The 16912-nt window shown below is 63.5% G+C and carries 14 protein-coding genes and 2 riboswitches; of the genes, 9 read left to right on the top strand and 5 right to left on the bottom strand.

Annotated elements, in window-relative coordinates; translation table 11 throughout:
• Window positions 1-85: 85 nt before the first annotated feature.
• Complete coding sequence (locus P2T68_RS21240) at window positions 86-2380, top strand: fatty acid cis/trans isomerase (protein ID WP_102625397.1); 2295 nt, start codon at window positions 86-88, stop codon at window positions 2378-2380.
• A 94-nt stretch (window positions 2381-2474) separates the two neighbouring features.
• Entirely contained in the window at window positions 2475-3059 is a 585-nt protein-coding gene (nfuA, locus tag P2T68_RS21235) for a Fe-S biogenesis protein NfuA (protein WP_003190728.1), read from the top strand.
• Window positions 3060-3501: 442 nt separating this feature from the next.
• On the opposite strand, the gene cobM is transcribed toward nfuA, so the two are convergent.
• The 4 genes from cobM to P2T68_RS21215 form a co-directional block, all read right to left on the bottom strand.
• Window positions 3502-4248 carry a precorrin-4 C(11)-methyltransferase gene (cobM, locus tag P2T68_RS21230; RefSeq protein WP_102624235.1) on the bottom strand — a complete coding sequence of 249 codons (747 nt, stop codon included), beginning with the start codon at window positions 4246-4248 and terminating at the stop codon, window positions 3502-3504.
• Window positions 4249-4318: 70 nt separating this feature from the next.
• Complete coding sequence (locus P2T68_RS21225) at window positions 4319-4711, bottom strand: cobalamin biosynthesis protein (protein WP_024075126.1); 393 nt, start codon at window positions 4709-4711, stop codon at window positions 4319-4321.
• Entirely contained in the window at window positions 4708-5412 is a 705-nt protein-coding gene (locus tag P2T68_RS21220; protein WP_041160918.1) for a CbtA family protein, read from the bottom strand. The genes P2T68_RS21225 and P2T68_RS21220 overlap by 4 nt, the downstream gene beginning before the upstream one ends.
• A gap of 11 nt (window positions 5413-5423) precedes the next feature.
• Window positions 5424-5612, bottom strand: coding sequence for a CbtB-domain containing protein (locus P2T68_RS21215; RefSeq protein WP_024075128.1), 189 nt, complete (start codon window positions 5610-5612; stop codon window positions 5424-5426).
• A gap of 95 nt (window positions 5613-5707) precedes the next feature.
• A riboswitch (cobalamin riboswitch) is annotated at window positions 5708-5913 on the bottom strand.
• A 41-nt stretch (window positions 5914-5954) separates the two neighbouring features.
• A riboswitch (cobalamin riboswitch) is annotated at window positions 5955-6155 on the top strand.
• A 91-nt stretch (window positions 6156-6246) separates the two neighbouring features.
• Between P2T68_RS21215 and cobW the strand changes: the two genes are divergently transcribed.
• From cobW to P2T68_RS21195, 4 genes are all read left to right on the top strand, one after another.
• On the top strand, window positions 6247-7308 hold the full coding sequence (gene cobW / locus P2T68_RS21210; RefSeq protein ID WP_024075129.1) for a cobalamin biosynthesis protein CobW: 1062 nt from the start codon (window positions 6247-6249) through the stop codon (window positions 7306-7308).
• A 3-nt stretch (window positions 7309-7311) separates the two neighbouring features.
• Complete coding sequence (cobN, locus tag P2T68_RS21205; RefSeq protein ID WP_024075130.1) at window positions 7312-11073, top strand: cobaltochelatase subunit CobN; 3762 nt, start codon at window positions 7312-7314, stop codon at window positions 11071-11073.
• Between the two features lie 226 nt (window positions 11074-11299).
• A complete protein-coding gene (locus tag P2T68_RS21200; protein ID WP_102624234.1) occupies window positions 11300-12298 on the top strand; it encodes an AAA family ATPase in 999 nt (332 codons plus the stop codon).
• 53 nt (window positions 12299-12351) lie between these two features.
• Window positions 12352-12954 (top strand): VWA domain-containing protein, encoded by a 603-nt coding sequence (locus tag P2T68_RS21195; protein WP_277379766.1) that lies wholly within the window; start codon window positions 12352-12354, stop codon window positions 12952-12954.
• A gap of 123 nt (window positions 12955-13077) precedes the next feature.
• Here the strand turns inward: P2T68_RS21195 and P2T68_RS21190 are convergent, their stop codons facing one another.
• Window positions 13078-14028, bottom strand: a complete 951-nt coding sequence (locus tag P2T68_RS21190; protein WP_277378246.1) for a DUF1853 family protein — start codon at window positions 14026-14028, stop codon at window positions 13078-13080.
• 143 nt (window positions 14029-14171) lie between these two features.
• Between P2T68_RS21190 and P2T68_RS21185 the strand changes: the two genes are divergently transcribed.
• The 3 genes from P2T68_RS21185 to P2T68_RS21175 are packed head-to-tail and all read left to right on the top strand — an operon-like array spanning window position 14172 to window position 16899.
• A complete protein-coding gene (locus P2T68_RS21185) occupies window positions 14172-15062 on the top strand; it encodes an NAD(+) kinase (protein ID WP_003217892.1) in 891 nt (296 codons plus the stop codon).
• Window positions 15059-16033 (top strand): metallophosphoesterase, encoded by a 975-nt coding sequence (locus P2T68_RS21180; protein ID WP_162163607.1) that lies wholly within the window; start codon window positions 15059-15061, stop codon window positions 16031-16033. Before P2T68_RS21185 ends, P2T68_RS21180 begins: the two co-directional genes overlap by 4 nt.
• The gene (locus P2T68_RS21175) at window positions 16030-16899 is read left to right on the top strand and encodes a rhomboid family intramembrane serine protease (protein ID WP_024075135.1); all 870 of its coding nucleotides are present in this window, start codon (window positions 16030-16032) and stop codon (window positions 16897-16899) included. Before P2T68_RS21180 ends, P2T68_RS21175 begins: the two co-directional genes overlap by 4 nt.
• The last annotated feature ends 13 nt before the right edge of the window (window positions 16900-16912 follow it).

The following is a 16912-nucleotide window of genomic DNA, read 5'->3' as shown; positions in this document are numbered from 1 at the left end:
ATGAATATCGTTCATGTTGGCGCGGGTGGCGGATCGGTAGAATCCCCAGGTTTTTTTATTTTGGCTTCAGATCGGGACCAGGCTCATGCCGTATCGTTTCCTCATCAGCATTGCATTGATGCTGCTTGCCACTACCACCCAGGCCCAGGATCCCGCCCCGGCGATTTCCTACACCCGTGATATCCAACCGATTTTTACTGAGAAATGTGTGGCGTGCCATGCCTGCTATGACTCGGCCTGCCAGTTGAACCTGGGCAGTGGCGAGGGGGCCGCCCGTGGCGCGACCAAGGTGCTGGTCTACGACGGTGAGCGCAGCCAGGCGACCAAGCCGACGCGGCTGTTCTACGACGCCTTTGGCAAGGCCGCCTGGCAGCGCGAAGGCTTCAGTTCGGTGCTCGACGCCCAGGGCAGCCAGGCGGCCCTGATGGCGCGCATGCTCGAACTCGGCCAGCACCGCGCGCCGCTTGCACCCAATGGCAAGCTGCCGGATGACATCGTGCTGGGGCTGAACCGCGAGAACATGTGCCCCTTGCCCGGAGAGTTCGACGCTTATGCCGGCGCGCACCCCAACGAAGGCATGCCCCTGGCCGTGACCGGCTTGAGCGACCAGCAATACCACACCCTGCAACGCTGGCTGGCCTCGGGTGCGCCGATCGACCAGCAAGGCGTGGCGCCCAGTGCCCAGGAAGCGGCGCAGGTGCTGCAATGGGAGAACCTGCTCAATGCCCCCGGCGCCCGGGAAAGCCTGGTGGCCCGCTGGTTGTTTGAGCACCTGTTTATTGCGCATCTGTATTTCGAAGGCGGTGAGCCAGGGCACTTCTTCCAGTGGGTGCGCTCACGGACGCCCAGCGGCCAGCCGATTGACCTGATCAACACCCGTCGCCCCAATGACGACCCCGGCACTCGTGTTTACTACCGCCTGTGGCCAATACAAGGGGTGATCGTCCATAAGACCCACATCACGTACCCGTTGAGCGCGCAGAAAATGGCGCGGGTCAAAGCCCTGTTCTACAGCGGCGACTGGCAGGTCAGTGCGTTGCCGGGCTACGGCCCTGGCCGCCGCGCCAACCCGTTCGAGACGTTCGAGGCGATCCCGGCGCAGGCGCGTTACCAGTTCATGCTGGATAACGCCGAGTATTTTGTCCGCACCTTCATCCGCGGGCCCGTATGCCGGGGGCAGATTGCCACGGATGTGATCCGCGACAATTTCTGGGCATTGTTCCAGGCGCCCGATCATGACCTGTACATCACCGATGCTCGCTATCGCGGCCAGGCCACGCCATTGTTGGCGATGCCTGGGCAAAATGACGACGTGGGCAGTGTGCTCAGCCTATGGCTCAAGTACCGCGACAAGCGCAACCAGTACGAAGCCCTGCGTCGCGACAGCTATGCCGAACTGCCAGCACCGAGTTGGTCGACGCTGTGGGCTGGCAACGACAATGCGCTGTTGAGCATCTTCCGCCACTTCGACAGCGCCTCGGTCAACAAGGGCCTGATCGGTGAGGTGCCGCAGACGCTGTGGCTATTCGACTATCCGTTGCTCGAACGCACCTATTACCAACTGGTGGTCAACTTTGACGTGTTCGGTAATGTGTCGCACCAGGCCCAGACTCGCCTGTACTTCGACCTGATCCGCAATGGCGCCGAGCAGAACTTCCTGCGCCTGATGCCGGCGAACTCGCGGGATGATTTCCTCGACGATTGGTACCAGAACAGCGGCAAGGTCAAGCTGTGGCTGGACTATGAGTCGATCGACGACGATAAGCCCACCGGCCTGAAGCTTGATGAAAAGGACCCCAAGCGCGACTTCGCCAACCAGCTGCTGGCCCGCTATGGCGACCTCAATGCCGCCCCGGACCCGATCAATCGTTGTGCCGGCGCGTACTGCTCACGGCCGGGGATCGACCCGGCGTTGCGCGACGCCGAGCAGGCCCTGAGTCGCCTGACATCGCGCCCGGCGGCGGGGCTCAAGGTCATTGGGCAACTGCCTGAAGCGACGATGCTGCGCGTCGAAACCCGCAGCGGCCAGCGGGAGGTCTACAGCCTGCTGCGCAACCGTGCCCACAGTAATGTGGCGTTCATGCTGGGTGAGGCTTATCGCTATCAGCCGGGCCTGGATACGCTGACGATCTACCCAGGGGTGCTCGGCAGCTACCCGAACTTCATGTTCAACGTGCCAGCCGAGCAAGTGCCGGAGTTCGTCGCGGCCATGGAGGACGCCAGGGACGCCCAGGGTTTCGAGAAGATTGTCGACCGCTGGGGCATACGTCGCAGTCATCCGCAGTTCTGGCAGTACTTCCATGACCTGTCGACCTACATCCGCGAAACCACGCCGGTGGAAGAAGGGGTGCTGGATATGAACCGCTATGAAAACCTCTGACGTGGCTGTTGAGTCTTTTCCGACAAAATTACTGGGACTTTGTACCTGCGTAATATTTTGGCGTAAACTGCCGGCAAGCCTGTGAGGAGTTTCCATGACTGCCATAACCATTACCGACGCCGCCCACGATTACCTGGCCGACCTGCTGTCCAAGCAGAACACCCCAGGTATCGGTATCCGCGTCTTTATCACCCAGCCTGGCACCCAGTATGCCGAGACGTGCATTGCCTACTGCAAGCCCGGTGAAGAAAAGCCGGAAGACACCGCCCTGGGGCTGAAAAGCTTCACCGCGTATATCGATGCCTTCAGCGAAGCCTTCCTTGACGATGCCGTGGTGGATTACGCCACCGACCGCATGGGCGGCCAATTGACCATCAAGGCTCCGAACGCCAAGGTGCCGAACGTCAACGCCGACAGCCCGGTCAACGAGCGTATCAACTACTACCTGCAAACCGAGATCAACCCAGGGCTGGCCAGCCACGGCGGTCAGGTCAGCTTGATCGACGTAGTAGATGACGGCATTGCCGTGCTCAAGTTTGGTGGCGGCTGTCAGGGCTGCGGCCAGGCCGACGTGACGTTGCGCGAAGGCATCGAGCGCACCCTGCTGGAGCGGATTCCGGAGCTCAAGGGCGTACGCGACGTGACCGACCACACGCAGAAAGAAAATGCCTACTACTGAGTAAGGCGTTCACTGCGAACAAAAAAACGGCGCCCCGTGAGCGCCGTTTTTTATTCTTAAAATTCAGCTATTTACGCAATCTATCTAACGCTGAATATCAAGTGTGGGAGGGGGCTTGCCCCGATAGCGGTGCCTCAGTTGCCTCATGAGCAGGCTGACACACTGCCATCGGGGGCAAGCCCCCTCCCACATTTTTTACATTTATTCAGTTAAATCAGTGTGTTGTTGATGATTTGTGAATTAAAAAATCAAATTCGAATGCTGACGCTATCTCCCTGACAAGGAGGGTCAAATGTGGGAGGGGGCTTGCCCCCGATAGCGGCATGTCAGTCGCCTCGTGAGTAGGCTGATGCACCGCCATCGGGGGCAAGTTCCTTCCCACATTTATTTTTTATTTATCCAGTTAAATCAATGTATTGCTTTGGTTTTATGAAGTTAATAGTCAAGGTCGATATAGGTGCGCATGCCCCGCCCGATACAACGACGACTCACTGAAACTGTCACTCGCCAGCACCCGGCCCACCACGATCAGCGCCGTACGCCGAAAGCCCTTGGCGGCGACTTTGTCGGCAATATCGCTGAGTGTGCCCACCGCCCAATCCTGATCCGGCCAGGTTGCCCGGTGCACCACGGCAATCGGGCAATCCGCGCCATAGTGCGGCAGCAGCTCTGCGACGATCTTCTCCAGGTGGTTGACCCCCAGGTGGATCGCCATGGTGGTGCCGTGGCGGGCCAGGCTGTCGAAGTCCTCGCCGGCCGGCATGCGGGTTTTATCGGCGTAACGGGTCAGGATTACGCTCTGGGCGATGTCCGGCAAGGTCAGTTCGGCCTCCAGCAGCGCGGCACAGGCGGCGACTGCGGTCACGCCCGGAATGATCTGGAACGGGATGCCCAGCTCGCGCAGATGACGAATCTGCTCGCCGATCGCCCCATACAGGCTCGGATCGCCGGAATGCACCCGCGCCACATCCTGGCCGTTGGCGTGGGCGGTCTTGATCAGCTCGATGATCTGCGCCAGGTGCAGTTCGGCGCTGTTGACCACCAGTTGCGCTTGATGCCCCTCCAGCACGGCCGCCGGTACCAGCGAACCGGCATAGATGATCACCGGGCAACTGCGGATCAGCCGTTGGCCTTTGACAGTGATCAATTCCGGGTCGCCGGGGCCGGCACCGATGAAGTAGACGGTCATGGAGGATTCCTGTCGAAAAACGGGCGAGCATGAAGATTGCTCATGATCGGAAGACGCAATTATCGATTTTTCAGCCGGCGCAGGCCAATGCAAAGGTGGCCTGGGCGGTTTTCTTGCGGGTGATCAGCAAGCGGGCAGGGCCTGGGGAGAGCTGTTCGGCCAGGGCCAGGGCGGCGCTTTCGGCGATGCCGTAACAGCCGGTGTGGGCAAAGGCGACCGCTGATTTATGGCTCAGACGGCCTTCATACGCGGCCAACTGTTCGGCGCTGAAGCACTGCAATGGCAGGTTCAACCTATGCGCCAGGGCCAGTAACCCCGGCTCGTCCTGTTTGCGGTCGAGACTCGCCAGTGCGGTGATGTGCTGGCGCTCGATACCCGCTTCGGCGAGGGCCGTGTCAAACAGCGCCAGCAGGGCGTGCAATTCGCAGCCCCGCTGGCAACCGAGGCCGACCGCGAGTTTCATGCCGAGTATTGATCGTCGCGGTTGCGGCGAAACAACCAGGCGCTGATCAGGCCGAGGGCCAGCCAGAAGGCGACGTTGGTCAACTGCGAGGCGATCTTGAATTGTGCTTCCAGTGCCTCTGGCGCCAGCATCGAATGCACTTGCGGCTGCGGGGCGCCGATTACGTGAGGCACCACGAGGATCGCCACGCCCAGCCCTTTAAGCAGCCAGTTGCCACCGAACACCAACAGCGCAATACCGGCCGCAGTGGAGGCGGCCGTGCCGATCCACCAGATCTGGCGTTGCGCCAGGTCGGCGGCGGCCGTGCCCGGCAGCTCGGGCGGCAGGCCCAGGGTCGGCGCCAACACAAAGGTCGCGTAGCCGGCCAGGCCCCACAGCAAGCCTTGGGCCGTGCGGGTCGGTGCGCGCAGGGTATAGAGGCCGGCCAGCATCAGGGCGAAGCCGACGGCGACCACCAGGTTGCCGCCGGTGGTCGACAGCACACGCTGCCAGCCGTCTTCCGGCTCCCAGGCTTCGGCGTCGTGGGTGTGCGCAGCGGCGCCAGCGGCATGCTCGTGCACGACTTCAGTCGCGGCCGGGGCCTTTTCGAAGGTTTCCGCCTGCAGAATCAGCGGAGCGACCCAGAAGCTTTGCAGCAGGGTCAGCAGCAGGGCGGCCAGCAAGCCGGTGAACCCTGCGGTTTGCGCAATACGTTTGATCATGTCGGCAGGTCTCAGTGGCACGGGAACGCGGCGCTGTGGCGAGTATCGTGGGCTGCGTTGTGCACCGCCTCGATATGCGAGAACCCGGCGAAATACACCAGGCACGCGCCCAGGATCGAGGCGCCGATGGCGGCGGTCAGGCGTTGGCTGAGGGTGGCGGTACTGCTGGCGGTGTGCGAAGTGCTGCTGATGATCGACATGGCGCGTCCCTATCGTGTTCAGGGTGAAACGAGCGCATGCAAACCCCGCGAGCCGGGCACGCAGGGTTTTAACAGCGCCCGCCCACCGCGGGTTTGTTATCTGATGTTATTCGGGCCGGTCTCCGGGCTTGCGAGGGACACTGGGTCTATAAAGCGTCGCCTTCCCATGCCGTACAGGCACAGTGGATCTGACGCTTCACTCGCTTACCGTTGCGGGGGCAGCACCGGACTGGTCATAAGGCTATGACTCACCGGTTTCCCGTTTCACCCTGTGAAGGGCACCCGAAACAAGGCGTGTAGGAAAGCATGCAGAGCGACGGTAGTCAAATTGACCGAGCCCCTGTAGCCTTGCACCTTCGAGGTTCTTCGGCCCAGGCCGAAGCTAAGAAGGGAACGCGGTTCAAGCCGCGGCTGCCCCCGCAACTGTGAAGGGTTTATCTGACTGCCACGCCACTGCCATTGCGGCGGGAAGGCGCAGCCAGCGCCGGTCGCAAGACCCGCAAGCCCCAAGCCAGGAGACCTGCCTCGCAACCGATTTTCCAATTCAACCGGGCGGGGTGATCCGGTGACGAAATCTGCTGCTGCGCGCCACGCAGGGCCTATCGTCCCGTATGCCCGCCCCCAAGGGCATCCGATGAAAACACTGGCCAAACTTCCCGTCACTATCGTTACCGGCTTTCTCGGCTCGGGCAAAACCACCTTGCTGCGCCACATGCTCGATAACGCCCAGGGCCGTCGCATTGCGGTGATCGTCAACGAATTCGGCGAGTTGGGCATTGACGGTGAGATCCTCAAGCAATGCTCGATCGGTTGCACCGAGGAAGAAGCCAACGGCCGCGTGTATGAACTGGCGAACGGCTGCCTGTGCTGCACCGTCCAGGAAGAGTTCTTTCCGGTGATGCGCGAACTGGTGGCCCGTCGCGGCGACCTCGACCATATCCTCATCGAAACCTCGGGCCTGGCCTTGCCCAAGCCCCTGGTGCAAGCCTTCCAATGGCCGGAAATCCGCAGCGCCTGCACCGTCGACGCGGTGATCACCGTGGTCGACAGCCCGGCGGTGGCCGCCGGCACCTTCGCCGCCTTCCCGGACCAGGTCGATGCCCAGCGCAAGCTTGATCCGAACCTGGACCACGAATCGCCGTTGCATGAACTGTTCGCCGACCAGTTGGCCAGCGCCGACCTGGTGATCCTCAACAAGTGCGACATGATCAGCCCCGAGGACCTGGCCCGCGTGCGCCTGGAAGTGGCCGAAGAGCTGCCACCCGCGGTGAAGATCGTCGAAGCCAGCAGCGGTCGCCTGCCCCTGGACGTGCTGATTGGCCTGGGCGCCGGCTCCGAAGAGCATATCGACGGCCGCCACAGCCATCACGATCATCACCACGACGGTGAAGACGACCACGACCACGACGCGTTCGACTCCATCTCCATCGACCTGCCCCAGGCCGATGAGGCACTGTTGCTCGACGCGCTGACCCAGTTGGTGGTGCAGCACGGCATCCTGCGTGTCAAAGGCTTCGCGGCGATTCCGAACAAGCCGATGCGCCTGCTGATCCAGGGCGTGGGCACGCGTTTCGACAAGCACTTCGACCGCGCCTGGGGGGCCGACGAGGCGCGTATCACGCGCCTGGTGCTGATCGGCCAGGCGCTGGACGCGGCCGGCCTCGAAGCGCAATTGCGCGCAGCGCTCAACGTTTAACCCATGCACCTGCTCAGGACTCAACCCGGCGGCTTCGTCGCGGACGACAATATCGCCGACCTGGGGCAAACCCCCGCCGAGCTGGTGATTCTGTGCAGCGGCGATTCCAGCCTGGCGCTGCTGGCCGAAGCCGCCCAGCAGTTGCCCGAGGACTACCCGAGCCTGCGCCTGGCCAACCCCATGCAGGTGCAGAACCACGCCTCGGTCGATCTGTATGTCGATGAAGTGCTGCGCCATGCCAAGGTCATCCTGATTTCGCTGCATGGTGGCATCGGGTATTGGCGCTACGGTATCGAGCGCCTGGTGGCGCTGGCCGAGCGCGGCGTCACGTTGATCCTGGTGCCCGGTGATGATCGCCCGGACCCGGAACTCAGTGGCCTCAGCACCGTGGCCGCTGAGGCACGCGACCGCTTGTGGCAGTACCTGCGCCAGGGTGGCCTGGGCAATGCCCTGGATTTTTATCGCTGCCTGGCCAGCGCTTATCTGCAGCGTGACTACGCCTGGGCCGAGCCACACACTCTGCCGCGCACTGCGATTTATCACCCGCATCAAGCCAATGCCCGCCTCAATGACTGGCAAATGGAGTGGCACCCGGAGTTTCCGGTGGCGGCGGTGCTGTTCTATCGCTCTCATTTGCAGGCGGCCAATACCGGCTTTATCGATGTGTTCTGCCAGCGTTTGCAGGCAGCGGGCCTTAACCCGTTGCCGGTGGCGGTGGCCAGTTTGAAAGAGCCCGGCTGCCTGGCGGTGGTCGAGGATTGGCTGGATGAAGTCAATGCGGCGGTGATTCTGAACACCACCGGCTTTGCCCAATCCAGCCCCGAAGCCCCCCATCTACGCCCGTTTCGCCGCAATATCCCGGTGATCCAGGCGATCTGCGCCCAGGACAACCAACCCGGCTGGCAAGCCAGCGAACAAGGCCTCGGCCCGCGCGACCTGGCGATGCACATTGCCTTGCCGGAGCTGGACGGGCGGATTATCAGCCGGCCGATCAGCTTCAAGGACCTGGCCTGGCGCAGTGAGCGCAGCCAGTCGGACGTGGTGTGCTACCGCGCCGCGCCGGAGCGTATGGACTTTGTTGCCGAACTGGCGCGGCGCTGGGTCGAACTGGCGCGGGTGCCGAATGGGGATAAGCGTATCGCGCTGATCCTGGCCAACTACCCGACCCGGGATGGCCGCATCGGCAACGGCGTGGGCCTGGATACCCCGGCCGCCGCGCTGAATATCCTGCGCGCCCTGCACAGCGAAGGTTACCCGGTGCCGGAGACGCTTCCCGACAGCGGCACGGCGCTGATCCATGAACTGCTCGGCGGTGTCACCAACGACCTGGACAGCCTCGACCTGCGCCCCTGCCACCAAAGCCTGGGGCTGGACGACTACGCGGTGATGTTCAGCCGCTTGCCCGAGGCCAACCGCCAAGCGGTACTGGCGCGCTGGGGCTCGCCCGACAACGACCCGATGTGTCGCGACGGCCGCCTGATGATTGCCGGCCTGCGCCTGGGCCAGACGTTCGTCGGTATCCAGCCCGCACGCGGCTACCAGGTGGACGCCAGCGCGGTGTATCACGACCCGGACCTGGTACCGCCGCATGCTTACCTGGCGTTTTACTTCTGGTTGCGCCACACCTACGGCGCCCACGGCGTGATCCATGTCGGCAAGCACGGCAACCTGGAATGGCTGCCGGGCAAGGGCGTGGGGCTGTCGGAAAACTGCTGGCCCGACGCGTTACTGGGCCCGCTGCCGAATATCTACCCGTTTATCGTCAACGACCCGGGCGAGGGCGCCCAAGCCAAGCGCCGCACCCAGGCAGTGATCATCGATCACCTGATGCCGCCGCTGACCCGTGCCGAAACCTATGGGCCGTTGCGCGACCTGGAGCTGTTGGCCGACGAATACTACGAGGCGCAATTGCTCGACCCGCGCCGCGCCCGTGAGCTGCAAAAAGACATCCTCAAGCTGGTGCGCGAAACCCGCATCGACCAGGAACTGGAACTGGACAGCGACGCCGACGCGGCGATCTGGTTGCCGCGCCTGGATACCTACCTGTGTGACTTGAAGGAATCGCAGATACGCGATGGTCTGCATGTGTTTGGCGAGTCGCCCGCAGGCCGCTTGCGTATCGATACCTTATTGGCGTTGCTGCGCATCCCGCGTGGCGACGGGCGTGGCCCGCAATCGAGTTTGCTGCGCGTATTGGCCAAGGCGTTCGAGCTGGGTTTCGATCCGCTGGACTGCGCCTTGGCCGAGCCGTGGACCGGTCGCCGGCCCCAGGTCCTGCAAACGATCGATCCACAGTCATGGCGTACCGCCGGCGACACCCGCGAGCGCCTGGAGCGCTACGCAGCGCGCTTGATCGAGCAGGCGCTGGAAGGCCCGCTCGAACAGTTGGAAGAACCGGGTTGGGAGGCTGTGAAAGCGGTCATCGAAAGCCTGCGCATCGTCGTGGCGCCGCGCCTGGATGCTTGTGGCCCCGCCGAAATGCGTGGCCTGCTGGATGCCTTGAGTGGTCGCTTTGTGCCCGCCGGGCCCAGTGGCGCGCCGAGCCGGGGGCGCCTGGATGTGCTGCCCACCGGGCGTAACTTTTTTACCGTGGACGTGCGCAACCTGCCGACCACCACAGCCTGGCGCATCGGTTTTCAATCGGCCAACCTGATTCTCGAGCGGCATTTGCAGGACCATGGCGACCACCTGCGCCAGCTTGGCCTGTCGGTGTGGGGCACCGCCACCATGCGTACCGGCGGCGACGATATCGCCCAGGCCATGGCGCTGATGGGCGTGCGCCCGGTGTGGGCCACGGGCAGCCAGCGCGTGGATGATTTTGAAATCCTGCCGATCAGCCTGCTGGATCGCCCGCGCGTCGACGTCACGCTGCGGGTCTCCGGGTTCTTTCGCGATGCCTTCGCTAACCTGATCCGCCTGTTTGATGCAGCGGTGCAGGCGGTGGCGGCACTGGATGAGCCGGACGACATGAACCCGCTGGCGGCCAAGGTGCGCAGCGAGCGTGCGGCGTTGCTTGAGTCGGGCCTGGACGAAGAGGCGGCGGCGAAGCAGGCTGGCTGGCGCATCTTTGGCGCCAAGCCCGGTGCCTATGGCGCGGGTGTGCAGGGTGCGATCGACGGCCGCCTGTGGCAAAGCCGCGAGGACCTGGCCGAGGTCTACCTGAACTGGGGCGGCTATGCCTACGGCGCTGGCGATGAAGGCACCGCCGCCCGCGAGCAGTTCGCCCAGCGCCTGAGCCAGGTGCAGGCGGTGTTGCAGAACCAGGACAACCGCGAGCATGACCTGCTCGATTCAAATGACTACTACCAGTTCCAGGGTGGCATGCTTGCCGCCGTGGAAACCCTGAGCGGCGACAAGGCCGCCAGCTACCATGGCGACCACAGCCAGCCGGATTTGCCCAGGGTGCGTACCTTGAAGGAAGAGCTGAACCGGGTGATCCGTTCCCGCGCCGCCAACCCCAAGTGGATCGAAGGCGTGAAGCGCCACGGCTATAAAGGTGCGTTCGAGATGGCGGCGACCGTGGACAACCTGTTTGCCTTCGACGCCACCACCGCGTTGATCGACGATCACCAATACGCCTTGCTCGCCGACGCCTACCTGCTCGACCCCGATACCCGGGCGTTTGTGCAGCAGCACAACCCGGATGCCCTGCGCGACATGACCGAGCGCATGCTCGAAGCCCAGCAGCGGGGCATGTGGCAGGCGCCGGGGGCGTACCGTGAAGCCCTGGAAAACCTGTTGCTGGATATAGAAGAAGACAGTTAGAACACGAGATGCCCTTGCTGTGGCAAGCCAGGCTGTTGTGGCAATCGGGCTTGTTGTGGCGAGCGGGCTTGCCCCGCGTTGGGGCGCGAAGCGGCCCTGACAGGTTCGCCGCGCCCTGCCAGGGATAACGCCGTGTTATTTAGATGGGGGCGGCTTTGCCGGCCCAACGCGGGGCAAGCCCACTCGCCACAAGATGCCTGCACAGCAGAATTAATAGAGAGCCCGGATGACTGATATTCCCCATTTCCCGCTGTCCGCCGTGGTCGGCGCCGAAAACCTGAAACTGGCGCTGTGCCTGACCGCCATCGACCCCAGGATTGGCGGCGTGCTGATCGAAGGCCCGCGTGGCATGGCCAAGTCCACCCTGGCCCGTGGCCTGGCAGACCTGTTGGCCAGCGGTCAGTTTGTCACCTTGCCCCTGGGCGCCACCGAAGAACGGCTGGTGGGCACCCTGGACCTGGACGCCGCACTGGGCGAAGGTCGCGCGCAGTTTTCCCCTGGCGTGCTGGCCAAGGCCGATGGCGGTGTGCTGTATGTCGATGAAGTCAACTTGTTGGCTGATCATCTGGTCGACCTGCTGTTGGATGTGGCGGCCAGCGGCACCAACCTGATCGAACGCGATGGTATTTCCCACCGGCATTCGGCGCGCTTTGTACTGATCGGCACCATGAACCCGGAGGAGGGCGAGCTGCGTCCGCAGTTGCTCGACCGCTTCGGTTTCAACGTGGCGCTGAGCGGGCACACCTTGCCGGCCGAGCGCGGGCAGATCATCCGCCGTCGCCTGGATTTCGACAGCGACCCCGCTGCGTTCTGCGCACAGTGGGCTGAACCGCAGGCAGCCTTGCGCGAGCGTTGCACCCAGGCGCGGGCGCGGCTCGACAGTATCCCACTGGATGACCAGGCGTTGGCGCAGATTACCGAGCGCTGTTTTGCCGCCGGGGTCGATGGCCTGCGCGCCGACCTGGTGTGGCTGCGTGGCGCACGGGCCCATGCGGCGTGGCGTGGGGCCTCCGCCATCGCCGAGGAAGATATCGACGCCGTGGCCGAATTTGCCTTGCGCCATCGTCGCCAGGGGCCATCCGCACCGGCCAGCCCACCCCATGAAGGTCCGTCAGCAAGCCACACGGACACCGCACCCGGCCAAGGTCAATGGGGCGACATGCCTGCACCGGCCCTGCCCACAGGCGCTCGCCGAGAAGTGCCCACCTGGCCAAAAAAGCCCTAGGCATCCGCCCTCGACCTGGCACGGGGGCGGATGCGCGACCCAAGGCGGGGCGACTGGAGAAAGGCCGGCACGGCAAGGCGCGCGCCGCCAGGCAGGGCACGATCAACTGGCCGGGCACCTTGCTCGGTGGTCGGCCGCAGTGCCGTGACGACCTGCTGTTTCACCTGCGCAGCCGTTCGGCCCATGAGTTGTGGCTGGTGATCGTCGATGCATCGGCCTCCACTCGGCGGCACCGCGCGTTGACCGATGCCAAGGGCGTGCTGGCGCAACTGTTTGATGACGCTTATCGACAGCGCGCACGCATGGCATTGCTGACGGCCAGCGGGCAGTCGCCCAAATGGCAGGTGCAGGGGCTCAAGGCGGCGAAAAGCCTGGCAGGTTGGTTGGAGCAATTGGGGGCAGGCGGGGGGACGCCGTTGCTGGCGGCGTTGACCGAGGCCGGGCATTGGCTGATGGCGCGGCGCAAGCGTTATCCGGCTGAGCAGCAGCGTGTGCTGGTGATCACGGATGGGCGACTCAAGGACATTGCTGGGTTGCCGTTATTGGCGTGTGCGGGGTTGCTGGTGGATATCGAGCGCGGGCCGATCAGGTTGGGGCGCGCCCAGGAGTTGGCGGTGGGGTTGCAGTTGGAGTATCGGCATATCGATAGGTTGTAGTGCCTGGGTCGCCGCTATCGGGGGCAAGCCCCCTCCCACATTTGACCGAGTACAGGCATTTGGAATGCGGTCAGTGTGGGAGGGGGCTTGCCCCCGATGAGGCTCTCACAGACACCCCCCAATCTATCCGCCAGCCCCCGGCACATTCGGCCAAAGATCCGCCACCAGAAACAAGCGCTCGGCTTCCTCCCAATCCTCTCCGCTCTGCACCAGCCGTACCAGCAACTGCGCCGGTGCCATCGGGTTGAGGTCCGTCAGCCATCCCTGCATCTGTTCCTTGCTCCATACCTCACTTCCAGGGTAATGCGCCGGCGCCAGCCACGCGTGCCGGGGCAGGGGTTGCCAGCGGCCGGGTGGGCGGGTGCTGACAAAGTCGCGCCAATCGCGCTGGTGCAGCCAACGCCCACGCAGATGCTGGGGGTGGGCGCCGCGGGGCGGTTCGGCCTGGCCCGGCCAGGGATACAGCAGGTAGCCGCCGAGCCATAAATGCGCATCGAACTGCTGGATATCCAACGCCGACAACGCTTGGCGACTTTCCGGCCGTGCCGAGATCGGCAATTGATGCTGGGCCAGGTGCGCCAGCTTGCGGTCCAGCCGATCATGACAGCCTGGGCCCAACCATTGCGCGGTGTCCAGGCCATCGCCGTCCTGCGGGCCGAGGTAGAGCTTGATCGCCAGTTCCAAGTGGTGCACGCCTTCGCGGTCGCGCAGCAGCATGTCCAGTTCGCCCAGGGTATGCCCGGCGCGGCGGATCGGCAGGTTGGCGGCGAGCAGTTCCACGCCCGGCGCATGCTGCACGGCGAACTGCCACAGACGCTCGTAGTACAAGCCCAGGCGCCGGGTGCGTGACAGGTTCAACCAATGCTGCAAGGCGCTGCTGTCCTGGTCCAATTGCCGCAGCCACTGTTCGAGGCGGTCGGGCGCCTGCACCCAGTCACTGCCCGCCAGCGGATGGCGTTGCGGCCAAGGCGTTTGCGCGAGCATCGGCGGGGCGAGCATCACCCATGCCAGGTCGCGCACCTCGGGGTGGCGCAGCTGGCGGGGCAGGTTGTGCAAGTCGGGGAACAGAGTCATGGTCCGAGCATAGCCTTTTACGCTGGGTCAGGTGGCTGAGAAGCGTTGTCATCAAGGCTTCACGGCGACAAAGGATTTTGCCTGAAGCAGCCTTTCGCCCATAATCGTTCTTTTTTGCCACACCCCAAGCCCGCAGGAGCCCCATGGAGCAATTTCGCAATATCGGCATTATCGGTCGCCTGGGCAGTACCCAGGTGTTGGACACCGTCCGCCGGCTGAAAAAATTCCTGCTGGAACGCCACCTGCATGTGATCCTCGAAGACACCATCGCTGAAATCCTCCCCGGCCACGGCCTGCAGACCTCGTCGCGCAAGATGCTTGGCGAAGTGTGCGACATGGTCATCGTGGTCGGCGGCGACGGCAGCTTGCTCGGTGCCGCCCGGGCGTTGGCGCGGCATAACGTGCCGGTGCTGGGGATCAACCGTGGCAGCCTGGGTTTCCTGACCGATATCCGCCCCGATGAACTGGAAGTGGAAGTGGCCAAGGTGCTCGATGGCCATTACCTGGTGGAAAACCGCTTCCTGCTGCAAGCCGAAGTGCGCCGCCACGGCGAAGCCATCGGCCAGGGCGATGCCCTCAATGATGTGGTGCTGCACCCCGGCAAGTCCACGCGGATGATCGAGTTCGAGCTGTATATCGACGGCCAGTTCGTCTGCAGCCAGAAGGCCGACGGCCTGATCGTCGCCACGCCCACCGGTTCTACCGCCTATGCACTGTCGGCGGGCGGCCCGATCATGCATCCCAAGCTCGACGCCATTGTGATCGTGCCGATGTACCCCCATATGTTGTCCAGCAGGCCGATTGTGGTCGACGGCAACAGTGAGCTGAAAATCGTGGTTTCCAAAGACATGCAGATTTACCCGCAAGTCTCCTGTGACGGGCAGAACCATTTCACCTGCGCCCCCGGTGACACCATCACCGTGAGCAAAAAGGCGCAAAAGCTGCGGCTGATCCACCCGCTGGACCACAACTACTATGAAGTGTGCCGTACCAAGTTGGGCTGGGGCAGCCGCTTGGGGGGTGGAGGCGACTGATGCTCGATCCCGCGCGTAGCTACGACCTGATTGGTGACGTGCACGGTTGCGCTCATACCCTTGAGCACTTGCTCGACCTGTTGGGCTACCACAAACAGGCTGGCACCTGGCGCCATCCGTCGCGTATGGCGGTGTTCCTCGGCGATATCATCGACCGTGGCCCACGCATTCGCGAGGCGTTGCATATCGTCCATGACATGACCGAGGCCGGCCAGGCGTTGTGCATCATGGGCAACCACGAATTCAATGCGCTGGGCTGGACCACGCCGGCGCCACCCGGCAGTGGCAAACAGTTCGTGCGCGAGCACAACCCACGGCACGAGCGGTTGATCCACGAGACCCTGACCCAATTCGAGCATCACCCCGCCGACTGGCATGACTTCCTCGGCTGGTTCTATGACATGCCGCTGTTTGTCGACGCCGGGCGTTTCCGCGTGGTGCATGCGTGCTGGGACGATGGGTTTATCCAGCCGCTGCGCGCGACCTTCCCCGACGGCTGCATCGACCAGCACTTCCTGCAGGCCGCGGCCGTGCCGGGCAGTTTTGCCTGCAACGCGTTCGACCGCCTGCTGCGCGGTACCGACATGCGCCTGCCGGATGGCTTGACCCTGACCGGCGGCGACGGGCTGACACGTTCCTTCTTCCGCACCAAATTCTGGGAGGACGACCCTAAGACCTATGGCGACATCGTGTTCCAACCCGATGCCTTGCCAGAGCCGGTGGCACGCACACCGTTATCGTCCAGCCAAAAGAATTCCCTGCTGCGCTACGGCGTCGACGAACCCTTGCTGTTCGTCGGCCATTACTGGCGCAGCGGCAAACCGGCGCCGATCCGCCCGAACCTGGCTTGCCTGGACTACAGCGCGGTGCTGTACGGCAAGCTGGTGGCCTACCGCCTGGACCAGGAAACCCGCCTGGATCCAGGTAAATTCGTATGGGTGGACGTTGAGCGACCCGAGGTGATTGTATGAGTGCCGTGCCCGTATTGCGCTTGCCCCTGAGCGTCGACCTGGGCGGTTTCGTCAAACTGCTGCAACGCATGCAGGTGCCCCATCGCGTCAGCGAAGAAGCCGGCGAGCAGGTGTTGTGGGTGCCCGAGACCATCAGCGACGACGTGCGCGTGCTCTACGAACGCTTTCCTGCGGGCGACCCGGACCAGCAATTGGATATTCCAGAGCAGGCGCCCGTTTCGCGCCCGGGCTTTGTCCAGCAATTGCGGCATAGCCCGGTCACCGCCTTGGTGCTGCTGGCAAGCATCATTGTCGGCGCGGTGACCTTGCTCGGTGAAAACCTGCAAGCCATGAGCTGGCTGACGTTCCTGCCTTTCCGGGTGACGGGCGAGTACATCCAGTTCACGCCATTGGCCGATTCATTGGCTTCCGGCCAGTGGTGGCGGTTGATCACGCCAATGCTGATCCACTTCGGCATCCTGCACCTGGCCATGAACGGCATGTGGTACTGGGAACTGGGGCGGCGCATCGAAGTGCGCCAGGGCGGCATCAACCTGCTGGGCCTGACCCTGTTGTTCAGCCTGGTCTCCAACTACGCGCAATACGCCTATGGCGGCCCTGGCCTGTTTGGTGGGTTGTCCGGCGTGTTGTATGGTCTGCTCGGGCATTGCTGGATCTTTCAATTGCTGTCGCCCAACCCGGCTTATCGCTTGCCCCGTGGGGTGCTGGTGATGATGCTGGTGTGGCTGGTTCTGTGCCTGTCGGGGCTGGTCTCGATGATCGGTTTCGGTGAAATCGCCAATGCTGCCCATGTTGGCGGCCTGGTTATCGGTTGCCTGACGGGTTTGCTGGGCGGCTTGTACAGCCGTCGCAAATCTTCTATTTGATAAGGAAGAGCCT

Origin of the sequence: Pseudomonas sp. G11 (assembly GCF_029457515.1) — a bacterium.
Classification (GTDB): Bacteria; Pseudomonadota; Gammaproteobacteria; order Pseudomonadales; family Pseudomonadaceae; genus Aquipseudomonas; species Aquipseudomonas gorinensis.
The sequence above is the reverse complement of the archived record's forward strand: the minus strand, read 5'-3'. Positions and strand labels throughout refer to the sequence as shown.

Bases quoted from the DNA above. Each gene is read 5' to 3' on its own strand.
- P2T68_RS21240 (WP_102625397.1), top strand. From the start codon at position 86: ATGCCGTATCGTTTCCTCATCAGCATTGCATTGATGCTGCTTGCCACT.
- nfuA (WP_003190728.1), top strand. From the start codon at position 2,475: ATGACTGCCATAACCATTACCGACGCCGCCCACGATTACCTGGCCGAC.
- cobM (WP_102624235.1), bottom strand. From the start codon at position 4,248: ATGACCGTCTACTTCATCGGTGCCGGCCCCGGCGACCCGGAATTGATC.
- P2T68_RS21225 (WP_024075126.1), bottom strand. From the start codon at position 4,711: ATGAAACTCGCGGTCGGCCTCGGTTGCCAGCGGGGCTGCGAATTGCAC.
- P2T68_RS21220 (WP_041160918.1), bottom strand. From the start codon at position 5,412: ATGATCAAACGTATTGCGCAAACCGCAGGGTTCACCGGCTTGCTGGCC.
- P2T68_RS21215 (WP_024075128.1), bottom strand. From the start codon at position 5,612: ATGTCGATCATCAGCAGCACTTCGCACACCGCCAGCAGTACCGCCACC.
- cobW (WP_024075129.1), top strand. From the start codon at position 6,247: ATGAAAACACTGGCCAAACTTCCCGTCACTATCGTTACCGGCTTTCTC.
- cobN (WP_024075130.1), top strand. From the start codon at position 7,312: ATGCACCTGCTCAGGACTCAACCCGGCGGCTTCGTCGCGGACGACAAT.
- P2T68_RS21200 (WP_102624234.1), top strand. From the start codon at position 11,300: ATGACTGATATTCCCCATTTCCCGCTGTCCGCCGTGGTCGGCGCCGAA.
- P2T68_RS21190 (WP_277378246.1), bottom strand. From the start codon at position 14,028: ATGACTCTGTTCCCCGACTTGCACAACCTGCCCCGCCAGCTGCGCCAC.
- P2T68_RS21185 (WP_003217892.1), top strand. From the start codon at position 14,172: ATGGAGCAATTTCGCAATATCGGCATTATCGGTCGCCTGGGCAGTACC.
- P2T68_RS21175 (WP_024075135.1), top strand. From the start codon at position 16,030: ATGAGTGCCGTGCCCGTATTGCGCTTGCCCCTGAGCGTCGACCTGGGC.